Raw genomic sequence first — 21,419 nt, 5'->3', positions numbered from 1 at the left:
TCTTATCTCCTTACTTTTCTATCTCTGAAGAATTTCTTCAGTACGATTTCATATGGCTCATCTGTAACAAAGTCAACCATATCGATCTTCATTTTTCTGAACAGTCTTTTTAATGATTCATCATGTTCCTTGACAAGCTCTTTATAGCGTATCCTGAAATCTTCGTTGGAAGTATCGACAAGAAGCTGCTCGCCTGTTTCCTCGTCTTCAAGTTCGATAAGCCCAATATCAGGAAGTTCTTGTTCACGTTTGTCAGTTACTCTTAACGCTACGACATCGTGTCTCTTTCTCATTACTTTAAGAGGCTGTGAGAAGTCATCAGAATAAAAATCTGAGATTACAAAGATGAGACTTCTTCTTTTGAGCAGCGTGGCAATAGCCTCCATACTGTTCATGATGTCTGTCTTTTTTGTTACAGGCTCATAGGAAATCAATGTGCTGAGTAATTTAAGAATATGTCTCTTGCCTTTTCTGGCTGGAATATACTTCTCAATTTTTTCTGTAAAAATGAATAGTCCGACATTATCATTGTTTTCAATGGCTGCAAACATCAAGCTTGCTGCGATATCTATTGCTTTTTGTTTCTTTGTGATGTTACTTCCGAAACTTCCAGAAGCCGACATATCTATAGCAAAATAGACATTCAGGTTTCTTTCTTCAATAAATTCTTTAATGAATGGATGATTGAATCTCGCAGTAACCTTCCAGTCAATTGCACGGACATCATCACCAGCCCTGTATTCTCTTATTTCAGAAAAGTCAATACCCTGGCCCTTGAACACAGAGTGATAATTTCCAGTGATCAGTCCCTCGACCTGTTTTTTTGTGCTAATCTCTATGCGCTTTACCTGCTTAATTACTTCTTTTGCACGCTGCATATAGCACACAACCCTACTATGATTTGCATACTTCTTTACCAGTGAAAATCTTAACCTGGTCTATTAGGGAACTTTTACTTTGTTCAGTATCTGTGTAATTATCTGGTCGCTGGTGACCTCTTCAACTTCAGCTTCGTAGTTAAGAAGTATACGATGTCGAAGCACGTTGTATGCAACAGCTTTTATGTCCTCAGGAACCACATATCCTCTTCCATCAAGCATTGCATGCGCTTTTGCAGCAAGTATAAGCCATAAGGATGCACGTGGAGAGGCTCCGTACTCAATGTATCCCTCTACATCAACATCATAAGCCTGCGGGTGTCTCGTTGCATCCACAATCCGCGCTACATAGTCTTTGATCTTTCTGTCAGCATATATCAGGGGATTGAAGTCCTGGATTTCAATAATTTGTCTGGATGTGAGTACTTTCGATATATGTGGTCTTATATCCTGGGTAAACCTCTCAATGATCTCAATTTCATCGTCCTTCGTGGGATAATCGATAATGAGCTTGAACATGAACCTGTCTACCTGTGCTTCAGGAAGCTTATAGGTACCTTCTGACTCTATAGGATTCTGTGTTGCCATTACAAAGAAAGGGCGCTCGAGTTTGAAGGTTTCTCCCTGTATACTTACCTGTCTTTCCTGCATTGCTTCTAAAAGCGCTGACTGGACTTTTGGAGGGGCACGATTTATTTCGTCAGCAAGGATAAAGTTAGCAAAGATCGGACCTTTAAGTGTGGAAAAGGAAGTTTCGTTGTGGTTGTATACTTTGGTACCGGTTATATCTGCCGGTAAAAGATCCGGCGTGAATTGAAGTCTAATAAAATCACAATCAAGGCATTCTGCCATTGTCTTGGACATGAGGGTCTTTGCAAGTCCAGGGACCCCTTCAAGCAGAATATGACCCTGGGAAATTAATGCTATAAGCATGTTGTCTATAATATCGTTTTGTCCGATTATTCTATTTTTAATTTCGGCTCTTAGTTTTGAGAGCTGCTCAGAATAGTAGCTCGCTCTTTCATTGAGCTTCTGAATATTTTCGTCCATTTACTCACACCTGCATTAATTTTATTCACACCTGCATTAATATTCCAGTGTCTTCAATTCTTTTGCCTAGGTCTTTCGTGAGGAGTTGGACACTGCGGACGCAAAATATGTATTTCAACTTAATAAAGTTTATTCGATTTTTTCAATACGCAGGTACAGAATCCAAACAAAATGTTAAGTCCTAAAATAGCTTCAATAAAAATTACACATCAATGAAAGAGGTAAGCTCATTTATAGCCTTGTAATCTTTACTCTTTCACGCAAAAGGAGTTTTAGCGATTTCGGAACTTTCTACATGTAACTCCCATGTAGATATTAATTCTTAAGACATCCTGTAAGTTTTTGTTCCTGAGCATTTTGATATTAATTCAGCCTTGATTTTCCAGAATGCTTCCTCTTAATAAATGATCTTAGATTCTTTTGTATTCATATATACTGAATATAAAATTAAATAATTAAATATTGATGAATTTATGACTTGGGAATTAACGTTTTTTAAATAAATGGGGAGTGGACTAGTGAATATTAACAAAAGATCATACTCGGGAGCTTTAGCTTCAATAATCTTATTTTTTCTGTTTTCAATTTTATTTTCAACCGTAGCATCAGCGGCGCAGGTGACAAAAATTGGCAATGGGACTGATCCTGCTATTCATGGGAACAAAGTAGTATGGACAGATAATGGTGTTATTCACGTTTATGACCTGACCGCCAGAACAGACACTGCAGTTGACTCTTCTGCAGCATCTCATCCAGCTATCTATGGAAACAAAATAGTGTGGCACGATAATAGCAGCGGGACACCAAGGCTTGCTGTATACGATATATCTACAGCTGCAAAAACTTACATCATACAGAATGTAGACCAATATAGTAAACCTGCTATTTACGGCAGAAGAATAGTCTGGAGTGCGGATTACAATGAATCAACTCATAATCACAGCATATATATGAGGGATATCTCTAATTCAACACAAACATGGATAGCAGAAGGAGAAGGATATTCATTGGATATATACGGCACAAAAATAGTTTACTCAGCCGAAGGTAGAAGTATGAGAGACATCTTTTTGTATGATATAACTACCAAGAAAACCATAACAGTAAGCCCGTATTCAGGTTCTATTCAAATTCCACATATGTATGGCAATAAAGTAATTTGGATAGACAATTACATAGGAAGTGGATATATTGAAATGTACGACGTTGTTACTAAAAAAGCAACAAAGGTTACAAGTGACCATACAGTTAATACCTTGAATGGGTTCGAGGGTCTTGAGACTGGCTGTGATACCGGTGCTCATTTTGATATAAATGGGGACAAAATTGTATACTCAAAAACTGGCGATGACCAGTTTGGTTATGCGGGTGTATATGTTTATGACATTCCTTCTGCAAAAAGCACTCCAGTTTATATCTATCCAGAGGGAACTTACACAACACCTGATATTTACAATAATACGATTGTATGGGGAATAGACAGTAAATATGGTACAGTTAATGATACTGGCATCTATATCTGTGATCTTTCTGTCACAAACACCTTACCACCTGTAGCTGAATTTACTGCAAACACAACCTATGGAGCTGCACCTCTAGTAGTGTTATTCACCGATACCAGCACTGGCGGAGTACCGACTTCCTGGATTTGGGATTTTGGGGACGAGATTTACTCAAAACATGCTATGAGTGCAACCCACACATTTACAAAACCAGGGAATTATACAATCAGTCTGACTGTAGGAAATGACGCAGGTAATAGTAAAGTAATGAAGCCAAATTACATTGTAGTTACTAATCCATTTCCAGTTGCAAACTTCAGTATCAACGTTACCCATGGTTATCCTCCTCTTTCAATTCAGTTTACTGACCTTTCACAAAATGCAACTGGATGGTGTTGGGATTTTGGAGATGGAAATAATTCTACACAAAGGAATCCAGTTCATGAATACACAGATCCAGGAATCTATTCAGTTAACCTGACAGCAAGCAATGAAAACGGTACAGATTCAAGGTTAACTACAATAACAGTAATGCAGCCAGTCGGGGTAGGTCCATATGCTTATATTGCGAACTCCGGCGACAATACTGTATCAGTAATTGACACGGCTACTAACAACGTTACAGCCATAATTCCGGTAGGAAACTCTCCCAGGGGAGTTGCGGTCACACCGGATGGAAAAAAGGTATATGTGACTAACTTTTTTGATGATACTATATCTGTAATTGACGCAACAAAAAATAAAGTTACAGCCACAATTCCTGTAGGAGATGCTCCTCATGGAGTTTCAATAAGTCCGGATGGGAAAAAAGTATGTGTTCCACATTCCGATGTGGGAAATCCCAGCAACAATACGATTTTAATTATAGACACGGCTACCAACGAGGTTGAAGCCACAGTACTTGTAGGCGTAGTTCCTTTTGGAGTTGCTGTTACACTGGACGGGAAAAAGGTGTATGTGACTAACGATGACAAAACTGTCTTGGTAATTGACACAGCAACAAACACTGTTATAGCTACAATTCCTGTAGGAAACAATCCTCGTGGAGTTGCAATAAGTCCTGACGGGAAAAGGGTATATGTGGCGTGCGATGAAGGAAGCAATAACGGATATATCTATGTAATTGATGCAGTAAAAAACAAGGTTACAGCCACAGTACCTGCAGGGGAATTCCCTTCTGAAGTCGCTGTCACACCGGATGGAAAGAGTGTATATGTGACTAATTTTTTGGGCGGTACTATATCTGTAATTGACGCAACAAAAAACAAAGTTACAGCCACAATTCCTGTAGGAAATAGTCCGAGTGGAGTTGCTGTTACACCGGATGGAAAGAGTGTATATGTGACTAATGGTCTTAGCAACACTATATCTGTAATTGACACATCAACAAACAAGGTTACAGCAACTATGAATGTAGGACGTAGTCCTAATTCCTTTGGGCAGTTCATAGGTTCTCTCCAAGCATAACCAATATTCCCTGTTGCATATTTTATCGCCAGCGTTATCAGCGGTTATGCTCCTCTAGCTGTCCAGTTTATAGACCTATCGGAAAATATAGTGTCAAGGAGCTGGGATTTCAGTAATGATGGAATTACTGACTCTGCAAAAATGAATCCAGTTTATGAGTTCGCAAATCAAGGAAATTATACTGTTAATCTGACAATAAACAATGAGAACGGTACAAATTCAAAACTTGCTACAATAAATGTACTGACAAAAAGCAACTCCAGCGGTGGAAGCAGCGGTAGAAACTTTGGTGGAAGCAGTGGAAGCAGTGGAAGCAGTGGAAGCAGTCACAAAAGTGGTGGCATCGGCGGGGTTTCTTCTGAACCTGCAAGGAATGTCCAGGTCAGGGAACTTTCGCAGGCATTTATTACAGGCGGAAAGCCTGTAAAGTTTGATTTCTCAAAGAATGCACCTGTGTTGCGTATGGTTAGCTTTCAGTACTTCTTTATAAAAAAGGTAAAAATGCAAAATCCAAAGTTAGTGTAAAAAATTAATGCGAGGGGTGCGATTCGAACGCACGAACTCCTACGAGACTAGACCCTGAATCTAGCGCCTTTGACCTGGCTGGGCAACCCTCGCACGATATAGCTTATGTTGCAGCAGCAATAGTAGTGCTCTTTGTTCTTATACTTTTTCCTTGAAAGCCTGTTCGGAGGGCGAAATTTGTCAGAACTTTTTTAATAATTCTTTTTTCCGTGTGCCGAGTTTAGTCAGTTTTAAACTTGACTTTTTAAGCTTATACTCAAAAAGCAGGAGCCGGAAAACCTTTTCATATCTATAAATTATATAAAAAGGTTGGAATTGATGAAATTTTCATCTCATCAATTTTAGAATAAGGGCTTTCTGTGCATGCAGGCGGTTTTCGGCTTCATCAAAAATTACGGAGTTTGGGCCGTCCATAACATCATCCGTAATCTCAAGCCCGCGCCTGGCTGGGAGGCAGTGCATAACTATTACATCCGGTTTTGCGACTCCAAGGAGTTCGGTGTTGACCTGGAATCTGGCAAAGTCCTTCAGGCGCTTCTCCTGTTCGGCTTCGTCACCCATTGAGACCCAGACATCCGTATAGATAATATCTGCGTCTTTTGCAGCAATTTTCGGGTCATCTGTAATTGTGAACTTTCCTCCGAGGGTTTTTGCTTTCTCAAGGAACTCGGCTTTTGGCTCATATCCCTTCGGGCAGGCTACAGCAAATTCCATTCCCATAATAGCCGAACCGAGCAGGGCAGAGTTGCAGACATTGTTTCCGTCTCCCACCCAGGCGAACTTCAGGCCTTCGAATTTCTTTTTGTATTCCATTATTGTCATGAAATCGCCCAGAATCTGGCAGGGGTGTTCCCGGTCCGAAAGCGCGTTGATGACGGGTATTGTTGAGTATTCGGCTAACTTCTCTACAGTTTTGTGCTTCATAACTCTAGCCATAATTCCATGAAGGTAGCCTGATAGGATCCTGGCAGTATCCTCAATAGTCTCTCCTCTTCCTATCTGGATATCCCTGGAGTTAAGGTATAGGGCATGTCCCCCAAAATCAGTCATTGCAACCTCAAAAGACACCCTGGTTCTTGTGGAAGATTTCTCAAAAATCATCCCGAGGCTTTTGTTCTTCAGGAACTCTGTAGGTTCTCCTGCCTTGCGTTTTGCTTTCAGGTCTGCGGCCGATTCGAGGAGCTCATAGATCTCCTCTCTGGTCAGGTCAGTTATTGAAAGTACATCCTTCTTCATCGCTTCAACCCCGACATTATTCTAGCAAAGCTACTCCATTCTAGCTAAATTTACTTCATTCTGGCTGAACTTAAACTTTATACAATTGAACAGTACATTTGCACATTGTACGTTTGCAGGATTTTTCATGCAACTAATGTATTTTCAGGCAATTTGCCTTGTTTCTAGCGGTCAGCCCCTGAGTTCTTTCATATGGTCAATTCTCTTCTGGATAAGGGCAGCAGTTCCAATGTCTCTCCGGAAAAATAGCCTTCCATGGAGGTTTTCAAGGGCATTCTGGGCGATCTTTTCGGCTGCAGCTATAGTCTCTGCAATCCCGACTACTGCAATTGCGCGGGAAGTGGTTGTATAAACTTTTCCTTCTTTTTCATAGACGCTGGCATAATAGATGGAAGCTTCCCCTATATCTCCTACAGTTACCTCGCTGTCCTTCTCAGGCTTATCAGGATAACCGGCAGGAACTGCATATTTACACACAGTTGCTTTTTTACTGAAGCTTACAGGCAAATCTCCAAGGGTACCTTTAACCACTGCAGACATAATCTCCACGAAATCGGTCTCAATCAGGGGAATTACATTCATGGCTTCGGGGTCACCGAATCGTGCATTGAATTCCACGACCTTGGGGCCGCTGGCTGTAAGGATGAACTGTCCATAGAGCACGCCCTGATACCCGGTTCCTGTCTCCTCATAAAGTGCCTTCACGGTGTCCTTCATGATCTTCTTTGCTTTTTCAAGGTCGTCAGGAAGCATAAAAGGCAGGATCTCCCCGGCGTCGTTATATGAACCCATGCCGCCTGTATTGGGCCCGACATCTCCTTCATAGGCTCTTTTATGGTCCTGCACGGCAGGGAAGAAAACAAGGCTCTTTCCGTCCACAAAGGCTTGAAGTGTGAATTCCTCTCCTATAAAACGCTCCTCGATGACTACAGGCCCCTTCTCAAGAAGCTCGCTTGTATAGGCTTTAGCAGCTTTAAGATCAGGAAGCTGATCTCCCATGACTTTTACACCTTTGCCCCCTGTCAGGCCTGAGGGTTTAACTGCCACATCGCCAAGTTTTTCTATGAAAGCATGCGCAGGTTTTTCTTCTGTGAAAACCTCATAGGCAGGGCAGCCTTCAATTCCGTATTTTTTCATGAAATTTCTTGCCCAAGCCTTGTCAAATTCTATAATTGCACAGGCTTTTTTAGGCCCTACAACCGGAATTCCGGCTTCCCAGAGGGCATCTGCAGCTCCTGCTGCAAGGGGGGCTTCAGGGCCTATGAAAGCCATTTCGATATTTCTGGCTTTTGCATACTCAACGACTTTCTCAATTTCAGTTTCCTTCTCAAGGAGAAAATCCTCACAAAGAGCGGCAATTCCGGGATTTTTTTTCGCCATTAACGCATAAAGGGAGGGTTTATGCTTGCTTTTCTTGATTCCTTCGGCGATTGCATGTTCCCTTCCGCCTCCACCGATAAGCAAAATTTTCATCTTTATTCTCCTGGTTTAAAAATTACTTTGTTCTATTCAGGTTTAATTTCAATGTGTACTAATGATGAGATAAGAAAAGGTAATGAATTTTCAGTCCTCAAAACCTTTCAACATTACTTTAAGAGCCTGTCTGTTTTTATTGGCAATACTTTTAATCAGGAATATACTGGAGGACTTCCTAGTTTTTTATTCTTCTGATAAATATCTTCTCATTGTCAGCTTCGAGTTTAACTGAAAATCTTTCTTATATTATTCCGTTCGGAGATTTGCTAACATTTCAGTGGTTGCACTTAATTTGATCAGGTTCTTCCCCTAAACCAGAAACGTCTGAACTTCCTTATAGGGTCTAAACTTATACTCTGCCCTATATTAAACTTAATTGGCTTTGTAGAAAACCTATCAGAAATCATCTTCAAGAAGTTATATAAAAACTAGTTATTAAGTAAAAACTAGTTATTAAGTAAAAATTAGTAGATTCTCTTCAGGAGACGATAGATATGAACCTGAATCCATACCTGTTAAAGTTCTCGAGTATCTTCCTGCAGCGATAAAGGGTTTTGAGAATAAAATCCGAATAACTCATTAAAGGAAGGTGTTCTCGCACTTTCCTTATTTTAAAAGATCGCTTGCACTCACAAGAGGAATAAGTTCCGTACCTGCTTTGTTCAAGTTTTCTTTCGCTCCTTCTTCCCTGTCCACGACGCTAATAACGTATTTTACGCTCGCTCCAGTTTCCCTGATAACATCAATTGCATCCCTGGCCGAGCCTCCGCTTGTGGTCACGTCTTCAAGCATTACAAGCCTGTTTTCAGGTTTAATGTCACCCACAAATCTGCTCTTTGTACCGTAGCCCTTTACAGCTTTCCGGACTATGAGCAGAGGAAGTTCGGTTTCCAGGGAAACCGCGGTTGCAAGCGGCACACCTCCAAGCTCCACCCCTGCTACTATGTTTACATCCATTTGTTTTATCCTGAATGCCGCCTGCTGCGCTATAAGTTTCAGGGTTTTGGGGTCAGTACTGGCCTTTTTAATGTCTATATAGTACTTGCTTTTCTTTCCCGAGGCAAGCGTGAAGTCTCCGTAGCGGACAGCTCCACAGGCTTTGAGGGCTGCGATCAGTTCCTGCTTCTGCGTCTCTAATTCATTTTCTGTTTCCGATTTTTTCATGGCCTCACCGGTTTGCAGTCTTATAGCTACCTGTCTTTTATTAAATCTTATCTAACCAGTATTACCACGGTTCTTTCTTTATGCCTGTAAAGTATCCTATTACATTCGTTGTAAGGTGCAGCAGAGGTGTAGTTATAAGAATTATTATCATTATCGCGGGCGTAAAACTGCTTACAAACCATTCTGGCGCTGTAAGGTATGCAAAGACCCAGGCTCCGATTACAAAGTCCAGTTGGTCTACGAGCGGAAGCGGAGCTCCTCTTTTCAGGCCCATCCTGCGCTTGAAGAAGCTTTTGACCATATCTCCGAAAAGCGAGCCGCAGGCAAGTGCTAGGACAACTTTGAGAGCTTCTGTATAGTTCGGGCCGAAGGATGGCATCTCAATTCCAAGAATCTCGAACCCTCTAGAACTCAGCCAGATCTGGATGTTACCTGCAAGCACTCCGAAAAAAATGCCTGAAAAAAGCCCTCTGTAAGTTTTTCCATCTCCTATAATCCTTCTCCCATCCTTTAGAGTCCTGCCTCCGTCAATTGGCTTTCCGCCGCCGAAAACAGCTGCAAAAGGGTTGGGAAGATATGCAGGAATCATCAGCCAGAACGCTTTAATTATTAGCTCAATCGTGGTATCAACTCTTTGTATTAGTTTTATCTTCTTTGAAGTGAATTCAGCTTCCTAACATTGCTGTACTCCTTATTCTCCTGTGATTTTGCCCACAAAACATGCAATTAACTCGTGCTTGCTGTCTCCCTTTACTTTCAACAGTTGGTTATGGTTAAATTATTAACTTGAATAAACTTAATTGCCTAATTAAATAACTAACTTGAGTACCTGAATAAAGTAGGCTTAAGTACCCGATTAAACAGAACTTGAGTACCTGAATAAAGTAGACTTAAGTATCAATTAAACAGAACTTAAGTACCTGAACTAATCAGGGTTAAAGTACTTGAGTAATAGTGAGCTTAAACAACTCTCAGTATCCTGATAATGGGGTTATGTGACTGTTGACCCTATTTAATTGTATTTATTTATTGAGTCTTAATCTCAGTTGATGCCTGTCAATGACTTCTTATAATTGTTCCTCGAATAGTTATTTCTGACAGGTAAAGTCAGAATATGTCTTTATAAGAAGAAATTGGCTAATATAAAACCCTATAAAAATAAATATTTCCAATCTTCACTTTTTCAAGATCAGCTTCAATTTTTATTGCTTAGATTATTAAAATCGAGGCATTATCATTTTTTATAATTTTTATCTCTTGAATTTTTAAATTTTCCTGTCTTTTTAGAGAAATAATTGGTATTAAAAAATTATAGTAACATTTAATTCACCCAATTCTGTCATTCCTTTCCTTCGGCTGGGCTTGAAATGTCAGGTTCTAATCTGTTATCTGATCCTTTTTTTCCTGAAACTGAAGTCCAAATTATTAAACAGTTGAATTATAATATTTTTATGATTATGATTGAAATTTTTTATCTGGATCAGGTTATTAAAATATGTTTCACATTTGAATTTTTTCATAAAGTATCATATGTCAGGAGTGATTGAAAGTTTTTTCAATTCCTTTTTAATATATACAACTTTAAATAGTATGAGTACATTATTAATTGTTGGAGATGAATAACCTTCTAATTATATACAGGTTTAATTCTTGAACCTGTACTGCCTTCCCATCAATCTCATAAAACGAGGCTCTAGTAGTCGGTTATGAACATATTATATTTGTTTCCAATAACCGGTTGTTGGACTTAAAACGAGAACAATCTGCTACATCACGTAAAAACGATTTTTATTATCTTTAAAATTTCAAAACGGAATACGTTACCGTATAAATATGTCCACAGTGTATATATTTAGGAGTTGTTGTCAGTTTTGAAAGGTGATTATAAAAGAAATCTTTAAAGGTCTAAACATAATTATCTTGAGATTATTTTACTGACCAACTTATCCGTTAAAATACAAGTATGAAGGGGTTATCATGAAAGACTATGAAGTAAAAGTGCTGGACGAAAACGACCACATTTTTATTGAAACGTTAAGGAACCTCGGGATGTCCAGAAATGTCGCTACGACCATGGCATATCTTATGAATGTTGACGAGGCGTCATCCCGTGAAATCGAAATCAGTACCGGACTAAGACAACCTGAAGTAAGCCTTGCAATGAGGCTGATGCGCAACCAGTCTTGGGTCAGCGTTCGTTCGGAAAAGAAACCTGGTAAAGGGCGCCCTATAAAGATTTATTCTCTTGCAGCTCCCGTTGACGAGATCATAAGTTATTACGAAGATAAAATTTATAAAGAATCTCAGGCAACCATCTCAGCAATTAAGAAGCTGAAGGTCATGAGTAAAAAGGTGCCTCTTACTCCCTCAAAATAAAGACCCTCAAACAGAATTTGCTCCATAATGGCTGACAATCCCTCTCTGGAATTCGACCATTATGGAGTAAATACCTTCTCATCATTTTTTCTTTCTATTTCTTTACTCTCCTTAATTCCCCTCAGGACACTCAATAATCTCGTATTAAAAATTAATTGTATTTCGAATTTTGCAATTCTTACTACAGTTTCTGTTCTTTTTAGCCCATTTATCATCAATCTTTGTGCCGCTTGGCCATGCTGTTTTAGTTAAAACATGGTTTTTGATCAAACATTCTTATGAAAAATTTGCGTTTGTGAAAAGGATTATAAGAAAAAGGCTTGATAAGAATAGGTTGATAAGAAAAAGGCTTGATAAGAATATGTCCTGGTGATAAAAACTTTATAATAAGCTCAAAAAAGGTGGAAAAAAGGAATTGTAATAAAGGAGGGCTGTGCCTTTTGCTGGCAGGTCAGCCACCTGTGACAACTCTAAGGATTGTGAGTCTGTCGGAACTGACTGCTCCATCTAGGGGGACAGCATTCCCTCCGTTTAATACAAGTACCGTTTCCTGATTTATGTCCAAAGTGTTTAGCAGGTCTTCGTAGGTAGCGCTCTCAGCTATTTCTACGGTCTGCTCAGAAATCTCTCCAGCCTGGATTGTTACGTGTACTTTTTTACTCACTCTATAGATCCACCGCCGCTTACCTGAATTTCGTTTACGATTTTCTTTATTAACTTCTGCTCCAGTTCATATTCTTTTCTGATGCCTTTCCTTTCTGCATTTCTTTTCTGGAACTTTCCTGCCATTTTCAAATCTCCTACGATTTTTCAGGTTTGCAACATAGTTGGTATAGATCTCTTCAAGCAGACTTGTCTCTCTGTCTTCTAGAGATGTATATCCAATAACTATAATGATTTTATGTTTTAATTAATTTTTTGGTTAACGATGAATTGGTTAACGTATTTAATTTTCCAGATCTATGCCTGTTACTATTCTAAATTCTGATTCTGATCATTGGTTAACGTTGAACCTGATATCATTCGAAAACCTGACAAAAAATATCTAATCTCGAATTATTAAACTTAAGAAACAATATATCTCTCCAACAATTCATGTTTTTTTGGAAAGTCGAACAATAAAATATTTACTTCAAACTCAAAACGAAAAACTTTAATACATGTTAAGTTGGAAGATCAGAACTTCCAGAAAGCAGTAAAAGACGAGGAAATTGTTAAAAAAATTAGCAAGAATAAAAAAGAAATTAGCAAGAAAGAAAAGGAATTAATAAAAGGGGTAGAAAATCGATAAAAACAAGAATGGAAAAAATTATACTAATTTGACTATTTTTTGGCTTAGTTGAATTATAATTCAATCCGCCTGAGTGCAACCATTGAGCTTAAACCGTTGCGCCGGTTGATCATCAGCCATTGCGCCACTTGACCATGCAGTCATGCTAATTTTTGATCAAACTTTTTCTGAGGACGTTTTCGATAAAACCTTTTCTCAAAAGGTTTTCGCTCAAGCAGTTTTTTGAGAAGGCTTGTTATACATCAGCCGGGATTCGAACCCGGGTTCGAGCGTTGGCAACGCCCGGTGATAACCGCTACACTACTGATGTGCTGTGGTGCCCAGACCCGGATTCGAACCGGGGACAACTGCCTCTTCAGGGCAGCGCTCTCCCACTGAGCTACCTGGGCAAGCAAAATTACCATTTAGTTATGAATGGTAGCCTGTTTTATACTTTCCGGAAAATCTCCGTAACTTTTGAGTGGGCCCGCTGAGATTCGAACTCAGGACCTCCGCCATGTCAAGGCGACGTCATAACCATCTAGACCACGAGCCCAGTCGTTTATTGTTTCCGTTTTTCGCACCAAAGTGCAACTCCATAGTACGCATCATCATTTATATAAGTTTTGGGTGGTCTGGACTTCTTCTATTCGAATCAATCTCGAAAACATAAATAATTTTGCTCTGTGGTAACTAATTTTTAATTTCTGTCTCAATATTTTTTCCAGCTTTTTCTTTATCTATTTCCTTTAATACGCTGCTTTAATTTGTTTTCAGGTTTTGTTCTCAGAATTGTGCTATCTATAATTATAGCAAACATGCTTCTAAAATAGGATGAACTCAATATCCCGGTTGAGGTAACATGAACGGAGCACTTGATGACATAGGGACATCCCGCACAATCTTGGAAATTCAGGATAAGATTGATGCCGGAGACGCCGTGGTTCTAACGGCAACAGAAATTTGCGCGAGAATTCGGGCAGGAGAGATGATAGGGCTCGAAGATGTGGATGTTGTAACTACTGCAACGCGAGGCATTATGAGCGGAACATACGCCGTACTTTCGTTCAAAGTTTCAGAGTCTGACTCATTCGTCAAAGCTTCTGAAGTCCTGCTTAACGGTGTGCCTGCAGTTGTGGGTCCCTGCCCTAACGAAAGGCTCGGAGTCCTTGATCTGATCGTACTCGGAACCGCTCACAGTGAATTCGATCCCAATTACGGAGGCGGACATCTATTCAGGGAGATGGTAGAAGGAAAGACTATTAAAGTTGATGTAACTACCAGTGAAGGAAAACACTTCTCGGTGGAGACATGGCTATCTGAAATTCCCTATGCAAAACTCCATGCTACAAGGCACACTTTTAAGAATTACCGGGCTTTTGTAAATCCCGGGAAAGAATCTATCAAAACTATCTTCCATGCCCTGCCGTTTGAAGGTGAGTTTAAAGAAATGACTTTTTGCGGCTGCGGCGAGTTAAACCCCATTGAAAATGACCCCAGGCTCGAGACTATAGGAATCGGAACAAGAGTGCTTATCAACGGAGCGGATGGATTTGTCACCGGTGCCGGCACTAGGAGCGCTCCAGATAACCCCAACCTTACAGGTTTTGCGGACATGCACGATATGACTCCTGAATACATGGGAGGCTTTGTAACATCTGCAGGTCCTGAAATCATCAATACCTGGGCTGTCCCGATCCCTATTCTTCACGAAGGGATGCTGGAAAATATTCTGAAGCTCGATAAGGAAATCCCACTTAAGCTGGTAGACCTTGCAGGCCGAATCCCGCTCTGTGAGATTACCTACGGTGATGTCTGGGATAATGCGGACCTGAATATTAAATACGATCCCGGAAAATGCATTAATTGCATGGATTGCCTTGTAATTGAAGCCTGTCCTATGGGTGCTGTAAGACGTGGGGAAACCGGAGCTGTACACCAGCCTGAACTTTGCTTTAACTGCGGGCTTTGCATTTTAAGGTGCAGGGGAGAAGCTTTCAGCGCAAACCTGGGTTCTGTCAGATGTGCAATCGGAGGCTGCTTCAGGGATATTAAAGTGACCCTGCGCCAGTCTGACCGTGCGAGGGCAATTATAGCCGCCGAGGAACTTAAAGAAAAAATACTTACAGGAAGATTCAGGCTTACCGAACCTGTAGAAAAAATAAGCTGGAGAGAGTAATACTAAAAAAGCTGATGTGAATTTAGAAACTACAAGTAAAAACTCAAGTTGAGGAAGTGTAATAACCTCAAGCCGATAAGATGAAAAAAACCTGGTAAGAAAAAACCTGGTATGGAGAAAGTACGGCTAGAGAAAGCAATCATCACCTTGTGCGTTTTCTTCTGCCTCTCTCTGCTTAATACTCCTGGAATTTCTGAATCAGGTACTTCTGGTTACCTTCTCTCATAGCGTTTCGTTTTCAAGGCTCTTTATCTTTTTCTTCTTATAACTCCTTTAGCTAAAGAAATTTAGCTAAATTTCTTCAGCCAGTTTTCCGGTTTTTAAATTTCCCTTATATCTTCGGCTTTTAGAGCTTCTTTAAAGCGTTTTGTAATCTCTTCAGGGCTCAGGGAGATATTCGGGGCTCTTGTATTTCCGGGTTTCAGGATTACATGTATAAAGGAAAGTTCCTGCATGCTTCGAAACTTCCTGAAGGCTTCAATTAACCCCTCTCTGCTGTTTACTTTAGCCGTGTTCTGGATTCCACAGGCATTAGCGAGAATCTCCAGGTCAATATATCGTAGAGCGCAGGTTTCCTGTGAACCTGTGGAGCCGTATGCACCGTTATCAAGGCATATAATTATCAGGTTTTTCGGGGCTTCTCTGGCAATCTCGAGCAGGGCATTGGGGTTCATAAGCAGGCTGCCGTCTCCATCAAAGGTCACAACTGTCTTTTTAGTTCGAAGAGCTATGCCAAGCCCTATAGACGAGACAAGCCCCATTGAACCAAACATATAGAAATTAAGATCCCTGTCCCTGCAAGCATAAAGCTCCTTGCAGGGCACTCCCAGATTTGTTACCGTAATTTCGCCATCGAGTTCGGAAGCAATTGCGCAAATCGCATCGTTCCTTAACATGAGTGGCCTGAGAATTTCCTTTGTAAAATTAAACCTGCATGTCCTTTCCATAACCTCTGGCTTTTCCGGCATTCCTGTAATTTCCCAGGCAGAGCACCCCGAGCCTTCCCAGACTTTGGGTGAGATCAGGGCTATATGCGGCCTTAAGTTCTCAAACGCATCTCTTATCACGTTTTCAAGGAGAGGGAGTTTTTCAGCTTCATGGATTACTGTATATTCCAGCCCTGCCCCCTCAAGGATTGCTGGAAGATGGACACCAAGCGGAACCTGTGCTTCTATGGCTTCTCCATATACTCCGCGCCAGCTTGTCAGCACAGGCAGGGGGATCTTACATATTACATTCAGTGACTCCAGGGCATTTATCATATTTCCTAGCCCTGTGCTCTGAATAAGCATCATGGGCCTCCCCCCTGCAAGGTAAGCTCCCGCACAGATACCCACACCGTTCTCTTCTCTTGTTAACCGGATTTCTGGAAAATTCTCCGAAACCAGGGGAAGCAGGTTTTTGATTCTGTCACAGGGCAGAGTCGCAGCAAGGTCTATACCTGTTTTTTTCATAATTGCTATAATTTCTTCTTCCGGATTTGCCATGGAAGCGCCTCTTTAGCTTTCTTTCTCTCACTTTTCTGTAACTTTCTGAACACAGCTCAGATCTTTCTTTAATCAGGTTTTTTCCCAATCAGATCTTTTCCAGACCGTGTCTTTTTCCTAATCAAAGCCTTTCGGATCATAGGATCATATATTCAGTTCTTCGAGAGGCATTTCCGGATCTCTGGCAGTAGCTACTGGCGAGATCTGGGAAAGGTTGAAGTCCTCTTTAAGGCGTTTATATCCCCCACCTGCAACATTCAGGAGAATGGTATCATCCCTCGAGACCTTTCCGGCATCTACAGCTTTTAATAGGGACGCTACCGCAACTGCCGAAGGGGGCAGGATATCGATTCCTTCCAGGGATTCAAAAAGGGACTCGGCTTCAAGGGCCTCTTCTTTCGTAATTGCATACATTATTCCGTCAGTGTCTACTAGAGCATTATAAAGCCCGCCTGTTACTCCGTACGGGGGAGCCCGATTAGTAAGTACTGTGGCATAAGTTTCCTCGATCTGTTTCTTTGCATCCTTCATATCAAGTTCGGGAATAATCTGTCTTCTTCTTTCCTTCCAGGCATTGTACATTGGCACAAAAGGAAGGTTCTGGGCAAGCTGAAGTTTCGCAAGTTTTTGCCCGAACCGCCCGTCATCCCTGAGGCGGATTGAGGCTTCCCAGGCTGAAATTCCTCCAGTCCCGCTTCCGACAGCCTGGAAATAATGGTCAGGAATTCTCCCTATGGTTACTGCTGCATCCAGCATTACAGTGCCCATCCCATCTCTTCTGGCGATATTTCTAGCTCCACCTTCGGGAACCATGCCAGGCAGCTTTGCAATTCGGCCTGCAAGATTAATAGCATCAGTGTAATCGTTTCCCGGGCTCATGCGTATAAGATGAATGGATTCGGTCGGCTCTTCGGGCAGCCAGAGCTTTGAGACTCCAGAATCCGGCACCACTATATAAACATCAATTCCTGTCAAAGCCGAGATGTGTGCAAAAGCCCGGCCCGTGTTTCCGGCAGAGGCAAGAACTATTGCTTTTCCTCCGGTTTCTTTCAGAAGTTGCATGGTCGGGTAGGCTTCAAGTTCTTTGAAACTGCAGGTTTTAATGAACGCACCTCTTTCGGGCCAGTACCCACTGAACCCTATATAAAGGTTTGAAAGCCCGAGTTCCCTGGCAAAGGCTTCGCTTTTGTAGGTTATAGGCCCTGCGTCCGTGGTAAGCTCTTCCTGAACCGGAAGCCAGGAATGGAACCGTCCAATACCTGGCTGGTTTCTTAGTTCCAGCTTTTTTTCGAAGTATTCTGCCCGTAAAAAGGAATCATCGTTCTCACAGGTGAGCCTGTATTCCTGGCCGTATTCTCTTCCGCACTTGAGACATTTAAGTTTGAATCTTCCCATCGCAATCAAAGAAAATTGGGTTTCTTATTAAATATATATTCCTGAAACGCGTACAAAATCGTCTTTTTGTACCATATGGTGAAATTAATGTCCTCATTTGGATATTCTTTTCTTCAGAAAGGAAGAAAAATCTCCTTCAAATGTATAAAACTAGTAAAATAAATTCGACCGTAAAGAGATGAGTGGGGTAAAAAGGAATGGAAAAGTTATTGAATGGGAGTGAAATTGGAACATTAAGTGCCGGATCACTAAGTATCAATTAAAAGTTAATTAAAAGCTAATTAAAAATTAATTAGAAGTTAATTAAAAATTAATTAAAAGCCAATTGAAAGTTACTTAATGGCTTCTTAAAATCTATACCGGGCTTTTTTAAACATCGTAAAATATATTCGGAGTGGATTCTGCGTGTTCGCTGTTTCTCCTGGCACCATCGGGATAAATCACAGTAAGGGTATCAGGCGGCATTTCGAATTTTCGGGACTCATGCAGGTAGTTCTCATCACTCCGCCTGGAGACGCCCTTCACCTCAATTATTGCACTGCTTTTCCCTATCTCCTTGACTTCCACATTTTCAAAGTCATAAAAAATCTTCTCTATTTTGGGCTCCAGATGCTTACTCCCAAAAAGAAATATATACGCCTGGGCAAAAGGGCTTAGATGGTACTCAATACTGATTCTCGCATCTGTTTTACTGAACGCGATTTCTATGCTATCAAGGTGGATGTACTTCCCTTCCCTGAACTTGTCAGTATTAACAATCCCCGGAGATAACTTTGCAGCCATCAGGGCAGCCGAAATTATAAGCGCAATCGCAATTATAGCTTTTATTTTCATGGCTCTTACGCAATAATTATTTTTTAATCTAATATTTCTTTCCTCTATTTTTGCAATAATATTAAATATTGCCAGTGTAAAGCTACTCCTGACTAACTGACAAACTCCAGTGAGATCAAAAACAACGAGACCTGAAAATGAGCAGAAATATTAACTTCGTGTGCCCCAAATGCGGTAATAATTCATACGAAACCGGCGAGATCCGCACTACAGGCGGTTTTCTCAGTAAACTCCTCGACCTCCAGAACAAGAAATTCACCCACGTCACCTGCAAGCGCTGTAAATACACCGAATTCTACCAGGCTGACAGCAGCATGCTTGGGAATATTTTCGATTTGTTTACGTAAAGTCAAGCAGCAAGATGAATTTTCTGGCGAGATTGCCAGCCTTCTTACCTTTTTTGCTATTTTGTATGCTTTTTATCTGTGACTGGAGAGTAATGTCTAAAACGGAGCTTGAGGAGGTTTTGAGAAATTAATAAGGACAGTTCGTAGAAGTTTCCTTCCGATTTTCCTTTCTGCATTAAGGATAAAGTCTTTTGAAATTGCTTTTCCGCTGGGTCTCTCAAACGCCCTGACATAGTAAAAGAATTAATTCAGGATAGCTTAAATATTGTGTTTTTTTACGCTGTAGTTGTAACAAAAAGTGTGAATAAGAGATTGTTTGCTTCTTTTTCTTTGCACGCAGGAAAAGCCGCGCCGAGGCGCGTGGACAAAAAAGGTAAATAATGTTAATGGAGAAATAAAGCAAGAAAAAGATACGGAGTGTTGGGGGAAGGGTAGAATCGAGATTTCTGAGATTAAAAAACGAGAAAAAATATACCTTCTACTTGTGGGCATCTTTCTTGCAGCTATCCTTATTTATACCCTCTATGTTGGGCAACTTCTCTGGGGCATAATTATTGATGTTCTGATCCTGAGGCTTTACTTCCTGCTGAAGTGGGAAAGGAGTTACTTCACGGAATGCTACCTGGATGAAGAAGAAACCGGGACCCTGCATGACCCCAGAATGAGAAGGAAAGTCAGGCTTGCAAACATCGCCATTACCCTTTTCGCGCTTGGGCTAGTCATTTATTCGTACTTTACTTTCCAGTTTATCTGGGGGGTCGCTGCAGGCCTTTTGGCTTTACTTTATATGCACATGCTGCTGTTTTCGGAAAAGAATCTTTAAATCTGGTAATATCAGGTTTTGAGAAGCTTCAGGTCTAGGGGAGCTGCAGGCTTTAAGATTTTAAGATTTACATGTTCTGTACTGCTGCGCACTTAATCTGAATTCGATTTAAGAACCTCAAACCTCTTCCGTACTTTCCATATTCTCCAAATTATCCGGGCTCTCTATAATTTCCTGTTTTTCCGCATTTTCCAGTTTTTTCAGCCTTTCGCGGGTTAAAGCAATCGCTTCTATTACGTTTTTATTTTCGGGCTGCTGGGTGAGGAGATTTTCCTGCATGGTAAGGGCTTTTTTAAGGTTTGATTTTGCAGAATCGTGTTTTTCCGGGCCTTGCTGGATAAGACAATTTCCAAGCTGGCTGAGTGCGACTGAAAGTTCCGCCTGGTAGCCGAGGTTGTCTGGCTTTTCTTCAAGAAGCTTCTCGTAAAGCTCAATTGCCTGCCTGAGAACCTCATGTGCTTCTTCAAAAGAGCCCATATCCGCGAGGAGAGCTGCATAATTATTCAGGTTCTCGCCGGCATAGGATCGGAAAACCGCATTCTCAGGCTCTTTTGCCAGGAGGTTTGCATAGGTTTCACGGGCTCGAGTGTAATATTCGGCAGATCGTGAAATTTCACCTTTCTTTTTAAGCAGGTTTCCGGTATTGCTCAGGGTTGTGCCCATATAGTGCAGGTAATCGATATTCTCAGGATCGGCTTTAAGCAGTTCTGAACCTGCGCCAAGCGCCCTCTCATAGGTCTCAAGGGCATCATCATATTTTGCCGCAGTATAAAGAATGCTTCCGCGCGTAAAAAGAATATAATAGAGGGCGTTAGTGGATTTTGACTTTCTTGCCGAGTTTTCGGCTTTATCTAGGGTTTCAAGGGCTTTATCCAGCTTACCTTTCTTGATATGGGCTACAGCACTATGAATCTGCTTAAGAAGGAGAAGATTTCTTACCTTGCTTCTGGACATAAAAGAAAAATGTACCTTGTTTTTTTAAATAGCTGTCGATACCGGTTTATGGGCAACCAGAAAGACATGGCATTGAATTAACCTTGAATCAGCTTTGAATCGACCTTGGGTCAGCTTTGAATCAACTCAGTCCAGCTTTGAGTTAATCCCGAGTTGACGCACATGCTCAATGTATATATAGGGGAGATATTATAGGGGAGATATCATAAAAGATTTGAGACTCCTTAAACATTGATTTGAGAATTGATTTTCGATTGCGCTTTCGAATCAGATGGATGTCCAACTAGCAAATAGTATATAATAAGAGGTTTCTATATATTGTATATACAATGGTAGGTTAATTTTATATACAGTAAGTTTATATAATTAGCCGAAAGTATGGAGAGGGTACAATAACATTAAAAATTAGTTATTGTAACATCCGCTTTTTACCCATCATTTTATCACTAATCCCAT

The 21,419-nt window shown here is 40.8% G+C and carries 19 protein-coding genes and 4 tRNA genes; 6 read left to right on the top strand and 17 right to left on the bottom strand.

What is annotated here, in order from left to right; genetic code table 11:
• Window positions 1-2: 2 nt before the first annotated feature.
• Window positions 3-878 carry a DUF58 domain-containing protein gene (locus AOB57_RS01970; RefSeq protein WP_054298037.1) on the bottom strand — a complete coding sequence of 292 codons (876 nt, stop codon included), beginning with the start codon at window positions 876-878 and terminating at the stop codon, window positions 3-5.
• Between the two features lie 63 nt (window positions 879-941).
• Window positions 942-1,928: an AAA family ATPase gene (locus tag AOB57_RS01965; RefSeq protein ID WP_054298038.1), complete on the bottom strand. Its 987-nt coding sequence runs from the start codon at window positions 1,926-1,928 to the stop codon at window positions 942-944.
• 518 nt (window positions 1,929-2,446) lie between these two features.
• On the opposite strand from AOB57_RS01965, the gene AOB57_RS01960 reads away from it, so the two are divergent.
• Together AOB57_RS01960 and AOB57_RS01955 are read left to right on the top strand one after the other, a co-directional pair.
• Window positions 2,447-4,897, top strand: a complete 2,451-nt coding sequence (locus AOB57_RS01960; protein ID WP_226999596.1) for a PKD domain-containing protein — start codon at window positions 2,447-2,449, stop codon at window positions 4,895-4,897.
• A gap of 3 nt (window positions 4,898-4,900) precedes the next feature.
• Window positions 4,901-5,422: a PKD domain-containing protein gene (locus tag AOB57_RS01955; RefSeq protein ID WP_319592655.1), complete on the top strand. Its 522-nt coding sequence runs from the start codon at window positions 4,901-4,903 to the stop codon at window positions 5,420-5,422.
• An 8-nt stretch (window positions 5,423-5,430) separates the two neighbouring features.
• Here the strand turns inward: AOB57_RS01955 and AOB57_RS01950 are convergent.
• From AOB57_RS01950 to AOB57_RS01930, 5 genes are all read right to left on the bottom strand, one after another.
• Window positions 5,431-5,515: transfer RNA gene (locus AOB57_RS01950), tRNA-Leu, on the bottom strand.
• A gap of 234 nt (window positions 5,516-5,749) precedes the next feature.
• Complete coding sequence (gene argF / locus AOB57_RS01945) at window positions 5,750-6,658, bottom strand: ornithine carbamoyltransferase (RefSeq protein WP_054298041.1); 909 nt, start codon at window positions 6,656-6,658, stop codon at window positions 5,750-5,752.
• A 171-nt stretch (window positions 6,659-6,829) separates the two neighbouring features.
• The gene (gene purD / locus AOB57_RS01940) at window positions 6,830-8,131 is read right to left on the bottom strand and encodes a phosphoribosylamine--glycine ligase (RefSeq protein ID WP_054298042.1); all 1,302 of its coding nucleotides are present in this window, start codon (window positions 8,129-8,131) and stop codon (window positions 6,830-6,832) included.
• A 609-nt stretch (window positions 8,132-8,740) separates the two neighbouring features.
• Complete coding sequence (gene pyrE / locus AOB57_RS01935; RefSeq protein WP_054298043.1) at window positions 8,741-9,298, bottom strand: orotate phosphoribosyltransferase; 558 nt, start codon at window positions 9,296-9,298, stop codon at window positions 8,741-8,743.
• Between the two features lie 61 nt (window positions 9,299-9,359).
• Window positions 9,360-9,908 (bottom strand): CDP-2,3-bis-(O-geranylgeranyl)-sn-glycerol synthase, encoded by a 549-nt coding sequence (locus AOB57_RS01930; RefSeq protein WP_264371756.1) that lies wholly within the window; start codon window positions 9,906-9,908, stop codon window positions 9,360-9,362.
• Window positions 9,909-11,275: 1,367 nt separating this feature from the next.
• Here AOB57_RS01930 and AOB57_RS01925 point away from each other — a divergent pair.
• The gene (locus AOB57_RS01925) at window positions 11,276-11,674 is read left to right on the top strand and encodes a hypothetical protein (protein ID WP_054298046.1); all 399 of its coding nucleotides are present in this window, start codon (window positions 11,276-11,278) and stop codon (window positions 11,672-11,674) included.
• A 59-nt stretch (window positions 11,675-11,733) separates the two neighbouring features.
• Here the strand turns inward: AOB57_RS01925 and AOB57_RS01920 are convergent, their stop codons facing one another.
• The 6 genes from AOB57_RS01920 to AOB57_RS01900 all read right to left on the bottom strand — a co-directional run bounded on the left by AOB57_RS01920 (window position 11,734) and on the right by AOB57_RS01900 (window position 13,500).
• Window positions 11,734-11,892, bottom strand: coding sequence for a hypothetical protein (locus AOB57_RS01920; protein ID WP_167829506.1), 159 nt, complete (start codon window positions 11,890-11,892; stop codon window positions 11,734-11,736).
• Between the two features lie 233 nt (window positions 11,893-12,125).
• Window positions 12,126-12,338 (bottom strand): MoaD/ThiS family protein, encoded by a 213-nt coding sequence (locus AOB57_RS01915; RefSeq protein WP_054298047.1) that lies wholly within the window; start codon window positions 12,336-12,338, stop codon window positions 12,126-12,128.
• Window positions 12,335-12,463, bottom strand: a complete 129-nt coding sequence (locus AOB57_RS14785; RefSeq protein ID WP_264371717.1) for a hypothetical protein — start codon at window positions 12,461-12,463, stop codon at window positions 12,335-12,337. The genes AOB57_RS01915 and AOB57_RS14785 overlap by 4 nt, the downstream gene beginning before the upstream one ends.
• 740 nt (window positions 12,464-13,203) lie before the next feature.
• Window positions 13,204-13,275 (bottom strand) — tRNA-Gly (locus tag AOB57_RS01910).
• A gap of 4 nt (window positions 13,276-13,279) precedes the next feature.
• Window positions 13,280-13,354 (bottom strand) — tRNA-Phe (locus AOB57_RS01905).
• A gap of 72 nt (window positions 13,355-13,426) precedes the next feature.
• A tRNA-Val gene (locus AOB57_RS01900) sits at window positions 13,427-13,500 on the bottom strand.
• Window positions 13,501-13,806: 306 nt separating this feature from the next.
• On the opposite strand from AOB57_RS01900, the gene AOB57_RS01895 reads away from it, so the two are divergent.
• The gene (locus AOB57_RS01895; RefSeq protein ID WP_054298048.1) at window positions 13,807-15,123 is read left to right on the top strand and encodes a methanogenesis marker 16 metalloprotein; all 1,317 of its coding nucleotides are present in this window, start codon (window positions 13,807-13,809) and stop codon (window positions 15,121-15,123) included.
• 320 nt (window positions 15,124-15,443) lie between these two features.
• Here AOB57_RS01895 and comE read toward each other — a convergent pair whose 3' ends face one another.
• From comE to AOB57_RS01880, 3 genes are all read right to left on the bottom strand, one after another.
• On the bottom strand, window positions 15,444-16,610 hold the full coding sequence (gene comE, locus AOB57_RS01890) for a sulfopyruvate decarboxylase subunit beta (RefSeq protein WP_054298049.1): 1,167 nt from the start codon (window positions 16,608-16,610) through the stop codon (window positions 15,444-15,446).
• 144 nt (window positions 16,611-16,754) lie between these two features.
• On the bottom strand, window positions 16,755-18,005 hold the full coding sequence (locus AOB57_RS01885; RefSeq protein WP_054298111.1) for a cysteate synthase: 1,251 nt from the start codon (window positions 18,003-18,005) through the stop codon (window positions 16,755-16,757).
• Between the two features lie 369 nt (window positions 18,006-18,374).
• A complete protein-coding gene (locus AOB57_RS01880) occupies window positions 18,375-18,839 on the bottom strand; it encodes a hypothetical protein (protein ID WP_054298050.1) in 465 nt (154 codons plus the stop codon).
• 137 nt (window positions 18,840-18,976) lie between these two features.
• Here AOB57_RS01880 and AOB57_RS01875 point away from each other — a divergent pair, with 137 nt between their 5' ends.
• Together AOB57_RS01875 and AOB57_RS01870 are read left to right on the top strand one after the other, a co-directional pair.
• A complete protein-coding gene (locus tag AOB57_RS01875) occupies window positions 18,977-19,186 on the top strand; it encodes a zinc ribbon domain-containing protein (protein WP_082086700.1) in 210 nt (69 codons plus the stop codon).
• A 316-nt stretch (window positions 19,187-19,502) separates the two neighbouring features.
• Entirely contained in the window at window positions 19,503-20,009 is a 507-nt protein-coding gene (locus AOB57_RS01870) for a hypothetical protein (RefSeq protein ID WP_226999595.1), read from the top strand.
• Between the two features lie 117 nt (window positions 20,010-20,126).
• Here the strand turns inward: AOB57_RS01870 and AOB57_RS01865 are convergent, their stop codons facing one another.
• Complete coding sequence (locus tag AOB57_RS01865; RefSeq protein ID WP_082384085.1) at window positions 20,127-20,963, bottom strand: tetratricopeptide repeat protein; 837 nt, start codon at window positions 20,961-20,963, stop codon at window positions 20,127-20,129.
• Window positions 20,964-21,419: the final 456 nt, after the last annotated feature.

It is taken from the genome of Methanosarcina flavescens (assembly GCF_001304615.2).
GTDB lineage: Archaea > Halobacteriota > Methanosarcinia > Methanosarcinales > Methanosarcinaceae > Methanosarcina > Methanosarcina flavescens.
Note: the sequence above shows the minus strand (reverse complement) of the source record. Positions and strands in the feature narration are given on the sequence as shown.